General features: G+C 70.5%; 14 protein-coding genes and 1 pseudogene. 9 read left to right on the top strand and 6 right to left on the bottom strand.

Translation table 11 applies throughout. The features are described 5' to 3' along the window. Positions 1-140: 140 nt before the first annotated feature. The 5 genes from ACIG36_RS31020 to ACIG36_RS31040 all read left to right on the top strand — a co-directional run bounded on the left by ACIG36_RS31020 (position 141) and on the right by ACIG36_RS31040 (position 5,361). Entirely contained in the window at positions 141-1,412 is a 1,272-nt protein-coding gene (locus ACIG36_RS31020; RefSeq protein ID WP_399935128.1) for an MFS transporter, read from the top strand. 236 nt (positions 1,413-1,648) lie between these two features. After that, entirely contained in the window at positions 1,649-2,644 is a 996-nt protein-coding gene (locus ACIG36_RS31025; protein ID WP_399935131.1) for a hypothetical protein, read from the top strand. Between the two features lie 74 nt (positions 2,645-2,718). Then, positions 2,719-3,480: an amidohydrolase family protein gene (locus ACIG36_RS31030; protein WP_399935134.1), complete on the top strand. Its 762-nt coding sequence runs from the start codon at positions 2,719-2,721 to the stop codon at positions 3,478-3,480. A 107-nt stretch (positions 3,481-3,587) separates the two neighbouring features. Then, positions 3,588-3,998: a chaplin family protein gene (locus ACIG36_RS31035; protein WP_399935137.1), complete on the top strand. Its 411-nt coding sequence runs from the start codon at positions 3,588-3,590 to the stop codon at positions 3,996-3,998. Between the two features lie 43 nt (positions 3,999-4,041). After that, complete coding sequence (locus ACIG36_RS31040) at positions 4,042-5,361, top strand: hypothetical protein (protein ID WP_399935140.1); 1,320 nt, start codon at positions 4,042-4,044, stop codon at positions 5,359-5,361. Here the strand turns inward: ACIG36_RS31040 and ACIG36_RS31045 are convergent. Next, entirely contained in the window at positions 5,349-6,548 is a 1,200-nt protein-coding gene (locus tag ACIG36_RS31045) for a PucR family transcriptional regulator (RefSeq protein WP_399935142.1), read from the bottom strand. The genes ACIG36_RS31040 and ACIG36_RS31045 overlap by 13 nt on opposite strands. Before the next feature lie 176 nt (positions 6,549-6,724). Here ACIG36_RS31045 and ACIG36_RS31050 point away from each other — a divergent pair, with 176 nt between their 5' ends. Further along, positions 6,725-7,672 (top strand): SGNH/GDSL hydrolase family protein, encoded by a 948-nt coding sequence (locus ACIG36_RS31050; protein WP_399935145.1) that lies wholly within the window; start codon positions 6,725-6,727, stop codon positions 7,670-7,672. Between the two features lie 121 nt (positions 7,673-7,793). Here ACIG36_RS31050 and ACIG36_RS31055 read toward each other — a convergent pair whose 3' ends face one another. Next, positions 7,794-8,960, bottom strand: a complete 1,167-nt coding sequence (locus tag ACIG36_RS31055; protein WP_399935148.1) for an alkene reductase — start codon at positions 8,958-8,960, stop codon at positions 7,794-7,796. 70 nt (positions 8,961-9,030) lie between these two features. Here ACIG36_RS31055 and ACIG36_RS31060 point away from each other — a divergent pair, with 70 nt between their 5' ends. After that, positions 9,031-9,441: a MerR family transcriptional regulator gene (locus tag ACIG36_RS31060; RefSeq protein ID WP_399935151.1), complete on the top strand. Its 411-nt coding sequence runs from the start codon at positions 9,031-9,033 to the stop codon at positions 9,439-9,441. 1 nt (position 9,442) lies between these two features. Beyond that, a pseudogene (locus tag ACIG36_RS31065) lies at positions 9,443-9,907 on the top strand (LuxR C-terminal-related transcriptional regulator); the annotation flags it as partial. Between the two features lie 43 nt (positions 9,908-9,950). Here the strand turns inward: ACIG36_RS31065 and ACIG36_RS31070 are convergent. From ACIG36_RS31070 to ACIG36_RS31080, 3 genes are all read right to left on the bottom strand, one after another. Continuing rightward, positions 9,951-11,207 (bottom strand): serine hydrolase domain-containing protein, encoded by a 1,257-nt coding sequence (locus ACIG36_RS31070; protein WP_399935154.1) that lies wholly within the window; start codon positions 11,205-11,207, stop codon positions 9,951-9,953. A gap of 201 nt (positions 11,208-11,408) precedes the next feature. Next, positions 11,409-11,603, bottom strand: a complete 195-nt coding sequence (locus ACIG36_RS31075) for a DUF1059 domain-containing protein (protein ID WP_399935157.1) — start codon at positions 11,601-11,603, stop codon at positions 11,409-11,411. 54 nt (positions 11,604-11,657) lie between these two features. Beyond that, positions 11,658-12,512, bottom strand: a complete 855-nt coding sequence (locus ACIG36_RS31080; protein ID WP_399935159.1) for a hypothetical protein — start codon at positions 12,510-12,512, stop codon at positions 11,658-11,660. A gap of 290 nt (positions 12,513-12,802) precedes the next feature. Here ACIG36_RS31080 and ACIG36_RS31085 point away from each other — a divergent pair, with 290 nt between their 5' ends. Then, a complete protein-coding gene (locus ACIG36_RS31085; protein ID WP_399935161.1) occupies positions 12,803-13,711 on the top strand; it encodes a hypothetical protein in 909 nt (302 codons plus the stop codon). A gap of 35 nt (positions 13,712-13,746) precedes the next feature. Here the strand turns inward: ACIG36_RS31085 and ACIG36_RS31090 are convergent, their stop codons facing one another. Beyond that, positions 13,747-14,448, bottom strand: coding sequence for a DUF4232 domain-containing protein (locus ACIG36_RS31090; RefSeq protein WP_399935164.1), 702 nt, complete (start codon positions 14,446-14,448; stop codon positions 13,747-13,749). Positions 14,449-14,559 lie beyond the last annotated feature (111 nt).

The following is a 14,559-nucleotide window of genomic DNA, read 5'->3' on the forward strand; positions in this document are numbered from 1 at the left end:
CGGAGGGGACGGCGCGGGTGTTGTCGTGCACCGGGCAGGAGGGCCGCGTTCGAAGGGTACTGTAATGGTATTCATTTTCATTAAGAAACCCGGGTGCGGTTCCCGAGCCGCCACCCTCACCCCCAAGGAGCAACCACACCGTGCCGACCACACCCACGCCGACAGCGGCCAAGTCCGATACTCCGCCCCCGCGTTCGGTCCTCCGAGACACCGCGTTCCTGCGCCTGTGGGCGGGAACCACCGCCTCCGGACTCGCGACCTGGGCCCTGCCCTTCGTCCTCGGACTCGCCGTACTGCACCGCGACCTCGGGGCCGCCGGTCTCGGCCTGGTCCTCGCCGCACGCACCGCCGGCTTCCTCGCCGCCGTGGCCGTCGGCGGCGTGCTGGCCGACCGGCACTCCCGCCGCACGGTCGTCCTCTGGTCGGCCCTCGCGGCGGCGGTCGCCGCGCCCCTGCTCGCCGCCGGCCTCGGCCGCTCACTCGTGGTGATGACGGCCGCCGCCGCCCTCGCGGGCGCCGGACAGGGCGCCTGCCGCCCGGCGTTCCAGGCGCTCACCGCCGAGACCGTCGCCCCCGAGCGCCGTCAGCAGGCCAACGCCGCCATGACCATGGCGGTACGGAGCTCCACGCTCGCCGGACCTGCCCTGACCGCGCTGCTCGCGGCCTTCCTGGACGTCTGGACGCTCCTGCTCGGCATCGGCCTGCTCTGGCTCGTCGCCGCGCTCGTCCCGGGCAAGGGTTCCGCCGCGGTGGACCGGGCCGACGGGCCCGCCGAGCCCGCCGCGCGGGCCGGCTTCCGCGCCGAGTTCCTCGAGGGGATACGCGAGGCGCGCCGCCACCCCTGGTTCCTCGCCGGCCTCGCCGCGCTCGTCGCGGTCATCGCCCTCGGCTACTCCGCCACCAGCGTCGCCCTGCCCCTGATCAGCCGGGACCGCTACGACACCGAGTGGGTGCTGGCCGCGGCCATGACCGCGTACACCGTGGGGGCGCTCGGCGGGGCCCTGGTCATCGCCCGCTGGCGGCCGCGCTCCCAGGGCTGGGCCGCCTTCGCCGGTCTGGCCGCGTACGGCGTCGCCCCGCTGAGCCTGATGCTGCCCGTGCACCCGGTCGTGGTCGTGGCCGCGTACGCCGTCGCCGGAATCGGCATCGAACTGTTCAACGTGCCCTGGTTCACGGCCACCCAGCGCGAGGTCGCCCCGGACAAGCTGGCCCGCGTCTCCTCACTGGACTTCCTCGTCTCCTACGGCCTGGCGCCGGTCGGCCTGGCCCTGATCGCCCCGGCCATCGACGCGTTCGGCGTCACGACCGTCCTCGCCGCGTGCGCCGCCGCCTGCTTCCTCGTACCGGCCGCGGCGGCCCTGGTGCCCACCGCCCGCCACTTCGCGCGTACGGCACCGGCGACGACGGACTGACAGCAGGGCAAGGCGCGCGAGGACTCCGGCCGGTCTCCCGTCAACCGGCCGGGGCCCTCGCGGGGAGAATGCCTCGCCCGCACCCTGGGTACAGCTACTCAGCTCTGACCGAGTCCGATTGAGCACGTCACCCCTGTTGAGGGGCCGGGCTGATGGCGTGTGATCGCCTCATGGAGACACGCACGCCCCAAGAGCCAACTGCTGACACCACGGACACTCCGGCCACAGAGGCAGGGGTGAGCCGCAAAGTGGTGGTGCAGCGCTGGCTCATCGGCCTGGCCGCAGGCGCGGCGATCTTCTGGGCGTGCTCGGCGGTTTTCGATTTCTTCGAAACTCTCGGTGGTGGCCCCGTACGGTCCGCGGCGGACTACCGCAAGCAGGACATCAAGACCCGGGAAGACGGAAAGCGGGTGATCGGCGGCCTGCGGCCGGGCGCCGGTGCCCCCGACCGGATGAGGGAAGAAGGCAGCACCTCCTGCGTCGACGACCTGGGATTCGACGGCGACGACGTGACCAGGAAGCAGCCCCACTACAAGTGGGGCCTCCACTACGCCGGCGAAGCCGACTACCTGGCCGACCTCGACAGGCTCCGCACCGAGTGGAAGCGCCGCGGCTGGACGACGGAGGACAAGCCGCCGGCCAAGCCCTTGAACCCCGATCACCCGACCCCGCAGTGGCCGGGCATCCGAACCACCGACGACCACGGCGTCACCATCAGCATCGGCATCAACTGGTACACGGGTAAGCCCACTCTGTCCGCCGACGGCGGTTGTATCCGCTACAAGCGCGACGCCCGGGTCACCGCACGCAAACTCACGGGAGCCGCCGGCGGCAAATCCCCGGCCCAGAAGGGTGCTGTCACCTACGGCGACGGCGTCCAGGTCTCCATCGGCCCCGTCCAGCGCATCACCCCGACCCCGGAGATGACAGGCGGCGACGCACCGGCCGCGCACACCTACCGCGTGCCGGTCACCGTCACGAACCGCAGCGGCGCTCCGGTCGAACTGCGCAGCTATGACATCGGAAGCTACGTGCGAGGGAATCCCGGCATCAAAAGGCTCCTCAGCTACCCGTCAGAGCTCAGCGCGGGCGGGCCGCACCGGGTGTCGGAGGGGGAGGTGTCACGCCTGGAGTATGTGTTCACGGCGGAGACGAAACCGTCGCAACTCGACCTGGCGTACGGCCCCGGCGAGCTCCACAGCTCGTACGAGTGGCGCCTCTCCGTCCCGTAGCGTTCCGGCCGAGGACCATGGAGTCGGCAGGGCACCGTGGCAGCGGTGACGGTCACCGGGGAAGACATCCGCTTGTGACGAATCGACGCCCTTTCTTCGACTTCTTCGACGCCCATTTCCACGTGATCGACAGCCGTTTCCCGCTGTTCGAGAACAGCGGGTTCATGCCCGGGGATTTCACCGTCGGCCAATACCGGGACCGCACCGCCGCCCTGGGTGTCGTCGGCGGCGCGGTGGTCTCGGGCTCGTTCCAGCGTTTCGACCAGGGCTGTCTGCTCGACGCGCTCTCCCGGCTCGGCCCGGGTTTCGTGGGAGTCGCCCAGATCCCGCACGACCTTCCCGACGAGAAGATCGTCCACCTCGCCGAGCAGGGCGTGCGCGGCGTGCGGTTCAATCTGCGGCGCGGCGGATCCGCGAGTCTGGAGCGGCTCGACGAGCTGGCCCGCCGGGTCCACCACGTGGCCGGCATGCACACCGAGCTCTACGTCGACGCCCGCGACCTGCCCGACCTCGCCGACACCCTGGCCGCGCTCCCGGCGGTGAGCATCGACCACCTGGGCCTGCACTCGGACGGCCTTCCGCACCTGTTGGCGCTGGTCGAGCGCGGGGTACGGGTGAAGGCGACCGGCTTCGGCCGCGTCGAACTCGATGTCGCCGCCGCCGTCCGTGCCGTACTGAAGGCCGACCCGACCGCCCTGATGGCCGGTTCGGACCTGCCCTCGACCCGGGCCCGGCGCCCCTTCGCCGACTCCGACCTCGATCTCCTCGCGGAGGTGGCCGAAGAGCATGTGGATGCGGTGCTGCACGACAACGCGGTGGCGTTCTACCGGGTGTGAGCGCACCGCATGGCCAGGACCCGTGTCGTTATCAATGGTTCGGTCGTTACTGCATGAATAGGGGTGAAATTCCATAACAAGTGCTGGTTGAGGACGGATGGTGGCGCATGAGTGCAGCAACACGGGCGAGGCGGGTACGGAAGCGGGCGGTGCTGGTCGGTACGGGACTGGGTGCGGTGGCGCTCTCGGCGGTGCCGGCGCAGGCGATCATCAGCATCGGCAACCCCACGTCCGGCAACGTCTGCGCCAATGCGGGAGGACCGCGAGCAGCCGGTGCGACGCGTTCGAGCACGGGAACGGTGGCGGGCAACACCGGGCAGCTGCCGCTCGGGCTGCCGCGGAATCACTGCGGCAACAGTGGACTCACGTGCATGGTCACGTCGACGGAGGATGACGGCGCCCAAGTGGTGGTATTGACTGAGGAGGCCCTGCATTCGCAGACTCTCAATGTGCCCATCAATGAGGCGGCCGCCGGTGTGCTGAACCTCGAGTTGCTGCATGCCCCGGGAGCCCAGTGATCCCCGTGTCGTGCAGCACCGTCCCCCACGGGAAGGCGCGGTGATGGCACCGGTACGTACGGCGCTGTCGGCGGACGCCCCGGCGGTAGCCGAATGGCTTGCGGCGACCGGCCGTTCCGCCACCGCACTCCAGGAACTCCTGCGGCAGCGCCCCGGCTGCGGCCTGGCCCGGGCGCTGGTCGTGCTCGCGAACGACGAGGCACTGGACGATGCGACGCTGCGCAGCGAGCTGGTCATCGCGCATCGGGACGCCAAGGAAGCCGGGGCGCGTGAGCAGTCCCTCGTCTACGCGATCTATCTATTCACCCACCGGCACTACCAGGCCACCGCCGATCATCTGATCGTGCATTTCGCGCAGTTCCCTGCCGACGAGATCGCCGGGAGTATGCTCAGCACCTTTGCCCTCGCGGGCCCCCTGGAGTACCGCGAGCACGGTCACATCCTTGCCGAGCAGCAGTACACCCTCGCCGGGCCCGAGTCATGGCCGTGGGCCTCCTGGCTGGCCGGAGCCCGCGCCGAGCAGGGCCGCCCCGACGACGCCTGGGCCATGGCCGAGCACGCCCTGCGGCTCAACCCCCGATCGGGGCCGGCCGTCCACGCCCGCGCGCACGCCGAGCACGACCACGGCACCGGCCCCGCCGCCACCGCCTTCATCGACACCTGGCTCGCCGCCGACCCCCACGCCACCCAGCGCCGCCACCTGCAATGGCACGCCGCCCTGCAGTCCATCGCCACCGGCGACTTCACCGACGCCCGCCGCCGAGCCGACACCGAACTCCACCACGGGGACGTGGGCATGCGCTCGGCCACCAACTGGCGCCTGCTGCTCGCCGGACAGACCCCCGCCCGCATCGCCGAGCTCGACCACATCCACCGGCTCCTGGCCGAACCCGGCGGCTGGGCCGAGGTCTTCCACACCTTCCAGCTCGCCCTCGGCCTCGCCGTCGCCGCCGACACCGACGCCCTCCGCACCCTCGCCCGCCGCGCCGTCGACGACCCCCGCCCCGACTACTCCGAGGTGCTCGCCCCCGTCGCCCTGGCCCTGGCCCACATCACCGCGGGCCGCCCCGGAGCAGCCGTCGATCTCCTCACCGCACTCGGTGACCAGGCCGAACGCATCGGCGGCGTCCGCGTCGAGCGCGAAATCATCCAGGACACCCTCGCCCGCGCCCTCATCGACGCCGGCCAACCCCAGCGCGCCGCCCACCTGCTCCACCACCGCACCACCACTCGTCGGCACCACACCTACGAAGACCTCCTCCTCACCGGTCGGATGCCGAGTGGGGGAGCCTCCCGGACAAGGGCCGCCGTGGGTGACATGGCCGGGCGACCAGCCGGATCCCGGACCGATCAGGCGCGGTGAGGCGGAGGCAGCAGTCGCAGGGCCCGCAGGGCCACCGCGAGGTCGGCGACGGCCCGTGGGTCGGCCAGCGACCGGCCCGTCAGTTCCTCCAGTCGGCGCAGGCGGTAGCGCACGGTGTTGCGGTGGCAGTACAGCAGGGCGGCCGCGCGGCTCGTGGAGCCGCCCGCCGTGTACCAGCCCTCCAGGGTCTCCAGCAGCCGGCTCCGCTCGTCGTCCGGGAGATCCAGTACGCGCGCGAAGACCTCCCGTGCGATCCGGCCGCCCTCCTCCGGGGCCGCCGCCACCAGCAGGGAGACCGGACCGTCGTCGAACCGGGCGACCCCCGCCGCGTCCCCGCGCAGCCCCTCCAGCGCGAGGCGGGCGAGCCGCAGCGCCCTGGGCGTCTCGCGCAGCGCGCCGTACGGCGGGCTCACCCCCACCCGCGCGCCGGGGAAGCGGCCCAACGCGCGCAGCACCGCCCCCTCCCCGCCGGGGTCGTGCGCGGTGACCACCCCGACCTGGAGGTCGGGCAGCAGCCGCCATGCCGAGCGCGCCCGCTCCGTCAGCAGGCGTGCCTCCACTCCGGGCAGCGCCTCCCGTCCCGGGGCCGGCACCCGGGCCGCCACCACGACGTACGGTCCCTCGGTCGGCAGCCCGAGCACCCCGGCCGCTTCCCAGAGCGTGGTGCTGTCCGTCAGCAGGCCCGTGAACAGTGCCTCCACCAACACGGAGCGCTCCCGCTCGCGTTGCAGCAGCAACGCGGACGCGGCCTCGCGGTAGGCCTCGGCGGCCGCCACCGCGAGACCTTCGTTCATCCACCACGCGGCCAGGGCCACGAACGTGTCGGTGGTGACGCCCGCCGTGGTGCGGGCCTCGGCGGCCAGCTCGGACCACAGCAGCTCGGAGCCGACGCGGTAGGCGTGCAGCAACTCCCCCAGGGGAGCCCCCAGAAGCGCCCGAGCGCGACCCGTCTCGCGGGCCGGGGACATGTCCGCCCCGCGGTCGTCCGCCAACTGGCCGAAGACGAGCTCCGCGTTGCGCCGGCACGACGCGCACAGCTCCTCGAAGGGCACCTGGCCGTCGCTCCCGTAGTAGCCGACCTCGGACCGGATGCGGCATGCCATTCGCACGCTCAGCTCCCGCACCCGTCCCAGCAACAGGGCGGCGACGGGAGCGATTTCGGCGGGCGGGGTGGTTGTCCGGCTCATGTCAGGCAGGTTACCGACGGGACGCCGGGCGCTGTGGTTGTGCTTACGGACAACCGTGACCGGTGTGCTGTTGTGCGCCCGCACATGGTCCGAGGGGCGCGGGGCGACGACGATACCGGCAACGTTACCGGCCGGTTTCGCCGCCCTGCCCGTCACCGTCCTCCAGGAGAGCCGCCGTGCCCAGAACCCCCGACACCGCCGCGACGACCACCGCGAACACCCCCCGCCGCCCCCGGTCCGCGGGCCGTCGCCAGTGGGCGGCCGCCGTGGCCGGCGCCCTCGTGACCGCCGTACTCGGTGCCGTCACCGCCCCCGCCCACGCGACGGCCCCGGACGCCCGGAGCGCGTCCGGCAAGTACGTGGCGCTCGGCGACTCGTACGCCGCCGGAGCGGGCGTCCCCGCGAGCTCGGGCGGACTGTGCCTGCGCTCCGACCACAACTACGGCCACGTCGTCGCCGCGGCCCTCGCCCCCTCCGCGTACGCCGACCGGACCTGCGCCGCGGCGAAGGTGAGCGCGCTCACCACGGCCCAGACCGACGCCGGGATCCTCGTCAACGGCCCCCAGCTCGACGCCGTCACCCCGGACACCTCGCTCGTCACACTCACCATCGGCGGCAACAACCTCGGCACGTCGGACCTCGGCTTCGTCGACGTCGTCGCCACCTGCTCGGCCCTGGCCGTGACCAACCCCCTCGGGTCGCCCTGCCGCGCCCACTACAAGGACACGCTCAGCCGGCGGCTGGACGCGGCAGCCACGCAGCTCTCCGCTGCCCTGCAGCGCCTGCGGGCCAAGGCGCCCGCCGCCCGGGTGCTGATCGTCGGGTATCCATCGGTGCTGCCCGACGACGCCAAGCAGTGCCTGGGCAAGATGACCATTACGACCGGCGACCTCACCTATCTGCGCTCGGTCCTCGGGGAGCTCAACGACAAGCTCACCGGTGTCGCCGCGGCGAGCGGCGTCACGTACGTCGACACGATGGGTGTCACCAAGGGCCACGACAGCTGCTCGTCCAGCCCCTGGATCGAGGGACTGCTGCCGCTCAAGCCGGCCCTCCCGCTCCACCCCAACGCGGCGGGCGAGCGCGCCATGGCCCAGGCGGTGCTCACCGCCCTGGCCGCCTGACCGCTCACCCGCTGACCGCCCCGGGTCGCCCCACCCGGGGCGGTCCGCCGGATCGTCCCGCCCGGCGCCCCCGGGCGGGACGAATCGGGGGCATCGGCAACGGCCAGTCCCCGACAACGGCTCACCGCATCGCCGCCTCTGCCCTGTGAGGGGCGCGGGCCGCGGGCTCGACGGCGGCCGGTACGGGATGGACGGGATGGACGGGATAGTCGGTGTAACCGGTCTCTCCGCCCACGTACATCATGTGCTTGTCGCGTACCTGGTTCAGCGGAGCGCCGGTGCGCAGCCGTGCGACCAGGTCGGGGTTGGCCAGGAACGCGCGCCCCAGGGAGATCAGGTCGGCACCGGCGTCCAGCAGCCGCTCGCCCGCGTGTTTGCCGCCGTCGGCGGGAAGCGGTCCTCCCCACCCCAGCGCCGGGTTGGCCATCAGCGTGCCCGGCCAGGCCTTCCGGATGTCCTGGAAGAGGGGCTGGTCCGGGTCGGCGAACACGACGTGCAGGTAGGCCAGGCCGGTCCCGGCCACTGCCTCGATCAGCGCGGGGTAGATGCTCTCGGTGTCACCCTCCTCGATGCCGTTGACGGTGTTCCCCGGGGAGATCCGCAGGCCCACCCGCTCGGGACCGATGGCCTCGGCGACCGCCTGGACCACCTCGACGACGAACCGGATGCGGCCGGTGACCGAGCCTCCGTAGGCATCGGTGCGGCGATTGGTGTTCCCGGCCATGAACTGGTGCAGGAGGTGTCCGTTGGCGGCATGCACCTCCACCCCGGCGAACCCGGCGTCGATGGCGTTGCGGGCGGCGGTGGCGAAATCGTCCACGGTGGACCGGATGTCGTCGAGGCTCATCTCCCGCGGCACGACGGCTTCCTGGCGGCCGGTGGGGGTGTGAATCGTCTCCGGGAGCGGGACCGGCGACGGCGCGACCGGCATCAGTCCGCTGTTGTCGGGATGGCCGACCCTGCCGCCGTGCTGCAGTTGCAGGAACATCCGGCCGCCCGCGGCCCGTACCGCATCGGTGACCCCCCGCCATCCGGCCACGTGCGCCTCGTTGTGGATCGCGGGAATGTTGGGATAGGTCTGTCCCACGGCGTTCGGCGTGGCGGCCTCGGCGATGATCAGTCCCGCGGAGGCGCGCTGCGCGTAGTACGTGGCCATGATGGGCTGCGGAACACCGTCGGCGCCGGCGCGGTTGCGGGTCAACGGTGCCATGACCAGGCGGTTCGGCAGGTGCAGGGAGCCGAGGCGAGCGGGTTCGAACAGGCGGGACAGGGTTTGTGTGTTCGTCATGCCGGTACGGTAGGAGCTGACATCAGTGTCAGGTTCAAGCTCCGTTACGGCAGGCGAGGTGGGAACGCGAATGCGGATCGGTGAACTGGCGCGGCGCAGCGGGGTGAGCGAGCGCTCGTTGCGCTACTACGAGACGCAGGGGCTCCTGAGGGCCGAGCGCACTCCGGGCGGCCAGCGGCGTTACGGCGAGTGGGCGGTCGACCGGGTCATCCGCGTCCAGGCCCTCTACGCCGCGGGGCTCAACAGCAAGAAGATCGCGCAACTGCTGCCCTGCATGCGGGACGTGGACGGTGGCCCGTCCGAGGCCGCCACTCCGAGGCTGGTCGCCGAGCTCACGGCGGAACGTGACCGCATCAACCGGATGATCACCGACCTGGTCGTCTCCCGGGACGTCCTGGACGAGGCCATCACCACGGCATCGGTCGGCGTCCGACAAGCCGCTACCGGACCGATAGGCCCAGGTCCGCGGCGACCGCGCTGACCCGGGTGCAGACGGAGAAACCCCCAGGGCACGCGTCCTCGTCCTGACCACCTTCGACGAGGACGACCACGTCCACGGCGCGCTCCGGGCCGGCGCGAGCGGCTTCGTGGTCAAGGACATGGCGCTGGACGACATCCTCGCGGCGATCCGCGTGGTCGCCGCCGGCGACGCACCGATCGCGCCGGGTGTGACGCGCCGTCTGATCGCGGACTTCGTCAGGCGCCCCGCGACCGCCCCGGAGCGCTCCCCACGGCCGGTCGAGGGCATCACCGAGCGGGAACGGGAAGTACTGACCCTGGTCGGGCGCGGCAGGTCGAACACCGAGATTGCGGAGGACCTCTTCATCACGGTGGCCACCGCCAAGTCGCACGTGTCACGACTGCTCACCAAGCTGGGGGCCCGGGACCGGGTCCAGCTCGTGATCAACGCCTACGAGACGGGGCTCGTCACGCCGCCTCGTCGATGACCCTGCCGCCGCCGGATGGGGACCGGATATCCGCGGCAGGGAGTCAGCCCGTGGGGCCGGCGCTGGGCGTCGGCCGGGCGCCCTGGGGGAGGGGCAGGTTGAACACGTGGTCGGGGGTGACGATCTCGGTGATCGCCTTCCCGAAGAGCGTGCTGGGCTCGATCTGGTTGTGCAGGATGTCGGTGTTGAGCAGGACGACGAGCGTCGCCCGTTCCTCGGGCAGATAGATCGTCAGCGACTCGTAGCCGGGCAGTGAGCCGTTGTGACCGATCCAGCCCTGGACGTTGAAGATGCCCAGACCGTACCCGGCGCCGGGAATGGACGTCGGAGGCGTCTTCAGCCGCTCCGCCTGCGTCTGGGGAGTCAGCAGAGCACCGGTGGCCAGGACGCGCGCCCAGGTCCGCATGTCCTGCAGGTTGGAGATCATCGCACCGGCGGCCCAGCCCCAGGACGGATTCCAGTACGTGGCATCCTCGACGGCGCCCGAAGCGGTCTGCTGGGTGTATCCGTGGGCGTGGGGGCTGGGGAACTCGGCGCCGGCCGGGAACAGGGTGTGGTGCAGGCCGGCCGGTTGCAGAACCTTCTGATGGATGAAATCCCTCAGCGGCTGACCGCCGATCTTTTCCACGACCAGTCCCAGCAGGATGAGATTGGTATTGCAGTACTCGAACTCCGCCCCGGGCTGGAACTGCACCGGATGCTTGAAGGAGTACGCGAGCAGCTCCTGCGGAGTGAAATGGCGAGTCGGGTCGGAGGTCAGTGCCTTGTAGAAGTCCGGGTCCGCCGAGTAGTTGAACAGTCCGCTGCGCATGTCCGCGAGGTAGCGCAGGGTGATCCTGTCGCCGTTGGGGACGTTGTCGATGTACCGGCTGATCGGGTCGTCCAGTTTCACCTTGCCCGCGTCGACCAGCTCGAGCAGGGCGGTCACGGTGAAAGTCTTGGTCTCGCTGCCGATCCGCATGTAGAGCCCGGGATCCATGGGGGTTCCGTTCGCCTTGTCGGCGACGCCGAAGGCCCGTACGTAATTCCCCTTGCCGGGGGCCGAAAGACTGACGATGACCCCGGGCACGGAGGCCTCGCTCATCACCCGCCGGATCGCCGTGTCCAGACGCGCGGCGACGGCGGGGCTGAGCTGCGGGAACTCGGTGTCGGTGCCCGAGGAGCCGGTGGAGGTGGAGAAGGCGGCGGATCGGGGGGAATCAGCGGTAACGGAATCCGCGGCAACGGAATTCGAAGTGACCGCGCCCGGCGTGACCGCCGGTACCGCCAGCAACCCGGCCGTCGCCAGACCGACGCACATTCCGCGCCAAGGCGTATGCCGAGGTATATGTGAGCACCCCATGGCAGGCCTCCCGCCAGATGAGGGAAACGCCCCCCGATCACCCTAGGCTCACTCAAAGGTTCTCGCATCACGACATTGACGAAAGAAACGGCCTGAGCCGCAGTGCGCACACGCGCCCTCCCTCCCGCTCCGGCGGGGAGGGAGGGCGCGCCATGGGTGTCAGGCGCCCGGCGCCTTCTCGTCCTCCAGCATGCCGCGAATCGTCTCGCGCAGCTCAGGCGTGTCCTCGTGCTGGTGCACGGAGACCGCGTGCTCGGTCGCCGCGCGGAGCACTTCCTCCTCCTCGCCCGCGATCGTCAGCGTGCACTGGGATTCGCTCGGGTATTTCCGGCAGTCGGCGACTTTCCTGGTCATGACGGCCTCCTGGTGTACGGATATACCGCGGTGCTTCCAGAGTAGACCGGGGTGTCATTCCGTCCGCCCCGTCCGCCGCGATGCACGGACAGTGAGGACGCTGTACGTCAGGGACATCACAAAGCTGATCGTCAGCAGGCTCAGCACGACGAAACCCGGAAGGGTGGCCGTGGAATCGGGAGAGGGGGCGTACGCCTTCTTCCCGTATGCCTGGGCTTCGCCCGTGAAAAACCACTTACCGTACTTGGGGATGCTGACGTGGCCCCTGTCGGTTATCACCGTGCCCATGTGCACCGTGCCGTCAGCAGTCCTCCATTCGGCCCGGCACGTTGCTTCCCACTTGCCGTGGCCGCTGGTTCCCCTCCATTTCGACTTGCAGGGAGCAGGCATTTCCACGGTGACCCGGGTGCCGAACAAGTAGGCGGCACCACGGTCCCCCCATGGGTTGCCGAGGAGGAGTACGAAGGTCAGCGTGAGGCCCAGGACGAGCAGGCTGCCGAGTGCCCGCAGGGTCAGCCTCTCCCGCTCGGTCGGCTGCCTCGGCTTCGGCGGGCGAGGCTGGATGGCGCGCAGCAACGGCAGGTCCATCAGGGCATCCTTGATGCCCAGTGCCTCCGCACTGGCCTCCTGAAGCGTGCCGTCCGTTCTCAGCGCCGCGACCCGCAGCCCCGACAGCCCCTGCTCCGGCCAGGACGCCACGGCCACCACCAGCCGGCCCGTGCGGTCCGCCGACGGGCCTCTCGGATCGGCCGACTCGTGCGCGTACACCGTGCATTCGGCCTTCCATACCCACAGCGTCATGCTGACCGACTCGGGTCGTGCGTGGAAGCCGCCCCGTACCTTCTTACTGTCGATCGTCACGACCGGGCGTGGTTTCGGCGGGCGGAAACCCCAGACCATGTCGCGCACGGCACCGTGCTTCCCCATCGCCGCACACGCCTGCCCAAAGGCGTCCCCCAGGACGCGCCGCAGGTACTCGTCGGGATCTTTGCCAGTCATGCGGCGGAGCGTGCCATCAGCGTGCGGGCGGCTGGGGGCTTCCTCTGGAACCTTGTTCCGGTTTTATCGCCCGCTGCGCCCAGGCCGATCCGCGACCAACCTGAGGAAGCGCGGTATCCGCGCGCACGGTGATGCCCGTACCGGCGGATCAAACGGCGGCGCGCTGCCCGTTGTCAGAGGCTGCTGGCAACATCGCCACTATGAACGTCACCCGTACCACCCCGCCGCGGCCGCTCGACGTCACCGCGCTCTTCCCTCAACTGGCGCCGCTGGCACGTCCGGCGATCCGGTTGCATCCCCGCCCCGGGTCTCCGTCGCCGCACGACAGTTCGGTCGGCGGGCCGCTGCTGTGGCCCGCCGACGAGCCGTGGCCGCACTGCGACGACGAGTCGCATGGGGCTGTGGCCGACGAGTGGAACGAGGGTCCGATCGCCATGGTGCCCGTTGCCCAGCTGTACGTGCGCGACGTACCTCTGTTGCGACCGCCCGGACAGGCCGATCTGCTCCAGGTCCTGTGGTGCCCCTTCGAACACGAGCCGGACTACAAGCCTCCGACCGTGATGTTCTGGCGATCCGCCACCGAGGTCACCGACATCCTCGCCGCGCCGCCCGAGCCGTCTGCGGTGGAGTACGACGGCTATATACCGCGGCCGTGCGTGCTCGCGCCGGAGCAGATCACCGAGTACCCCAACCCCATGGATCTGAGCAAGGAGCTACAGCAGCAGCTGCGGGACTGGAGCAACTGGCAGGCAGCCGGATCCGTGGTGGACAGTTCCTGGGCCCCCTACCCGGATTCGTTCTACGACAGCCACCTGTCCGTCGCCCCGGGATGGAAGGTCGGTGGCTGGCCCCCGTGGGGCCTCACCGACCCCATCGCCCGGTTCTGTGCCGCCTGTGGCGCAGGGATGGTTCCGCTGCTGACCATCGCTTCGAACGAATGGGACAGCAGCAACGGCGGTTGGGCCCCGCACGAGGATCAACACCTCGCCGCACTCCCCAGAGCCGACGTAGCGAACCCGCCCGAGGTCCAGGTCTCCAAAGGCAACCATCTGCAGCTCTACGTCTGCCCGGAGTCCCCGGATCACCCGCATACGTCCCTGATCCAGTGAGCCATTGCTGAAGTCCCCCGCCCGGTCGAGGTTCGTCACTTCGACATGATGAAGTCCAGGGCGAAGCCGGAAGCAGTCGTCCAATAAGTGACAAGTTGACCGTCGTCTGCATACAACGTGTCCACGGGCATGGGGACGTCGATCGGCTCACTCGCGTCGCTCCCGAGCTGGCGGCCCTGAAGGCTGAGAGTGATGCGTTTGGCCTCGTACACATCCCTGGCTCCGCCACTGACGAGCAGAGCGGCGTGTGCCTCCTCGCCCGGAGCGATGGTGACGGGCGCCCCAGAGCCCGGGTCGCTGTCCTCGATCACGGGGGCCGTGCTCTGGGCATCGGCACCGAGCCGTATGTGGGGGTGGCGGTAGAGATTGCACTTCTTGTCGCCGAGGTTCTGGGCGGTGATGAGGAGGTGCCTGACCACTTGGCCGTCCTCGGGCTGCCGCACGGCGGAGACCGCGAGGGCGTTTTTTGCGCAAGCGGCGATGGCGTTCTCGCCGCCACTGTTGCCGTTTCTGCCGGTGTTGCCCAAAGTGCCGCCCGGCTTGGCCGGAACCGTCTCCCTCGGCTTCGCCGAGCTCGTCGTGCTCGACCAGCCCGAGAGCCTTAAGCGGTCCGAACCGTCGGCCGCGCTCGCCTCGCTCGCCATGGGCGCGAGCAGCGTGGTGACCGCCGCGGCCCCGAGGGCGTAGGACTTCCATCCCCTGAGACTCTTGTGGTTCTTGCAGGGAGGAGTATTCATGGTGTTCCCCTGTGATCGGCCGCACGCGGCCACTCTCGACTCTTGACGGAAGCAGAGTCTTCACCAGGAATCACCCTCGCCACATACGCCTCGTAGGGCTGTTACCGATCA

The sequence above is a fragment of the Streptomyces sp. NPDC053048 genome (assembly GCF_044547045.1).
GTDB lineage: Bacteria > Actinomycetota > Actinomycetes > Streptomycetales > Streptomycetaceae > Streptomyces.

Bases quoted from the DNA above. Each gene is read 5' to 3' on its own strand.
- ACIG36_RS31055 (WP_399935148.1), bottom strand. From the start codon at position 8,960: ATGACGAACACACAAACCCTGTCCCGCCTGTTCGAACCCGCTCGCCTC.
- ACIG36_RS31045 (WP_399935142.1), bottom strand. From the start codon at position 6,548: ATGAGCCGGACAACCACCCCGCCCGCCGAAATCGCTCCCGTCGCCGCC.
- ACIG36_RS31040 (WP_399935140.1), top strand. From the start codon at position 4,042: ATGGCACCGGTACGTACGGCGCTGTCGGCGGACGCCCCGGCGGTAGCC.
- ACIG36_RS31035 (WP_399935137.1), top strand. From the start codon at position 3,588: ATGAGTGCAGCAACACGGGCGAGGCGGGTACGGAAGCGGGCGGTGCTG.
- ACIG36_RS31090 (WP_399935164.1), bottom strand. From the start codon at position 14,448: ATGAATACTCCTCCCTGCAAGAACCACAAGAGTCTCAGGGGATGGAAG.
- ACIG36_RS31060 (WP_399935151.1), top strand. From the start codon at position 9,031: ATGCGGATCGGTGAACTGGCGCGGCGCAGCGGGGTGAGCGAGCGCTCG.
- ACIG36_RS31075 (WP_399935157.1), bottom strand. From the start codon at position 11,603: ATGACCAGGAAAGTCGCCGACTGCCGGAAATACCCGAGCGAATCCCAG.
- ACIG36_RS31085 (WP_399935161.1), top strand. From the start codon at position 12,803: ATGAACGTCACCCGTACCACCCCGCCGCGGCCGCTCGACGTCACCGCG.
- ACIG36_RS31070 (WP_399935154.1), bottom strand. From the start codon at position 11,207: ATGTGCGTCGGTCTGGCGACGGCCGGGTTGCTGGCGGTACCGGCGGTC.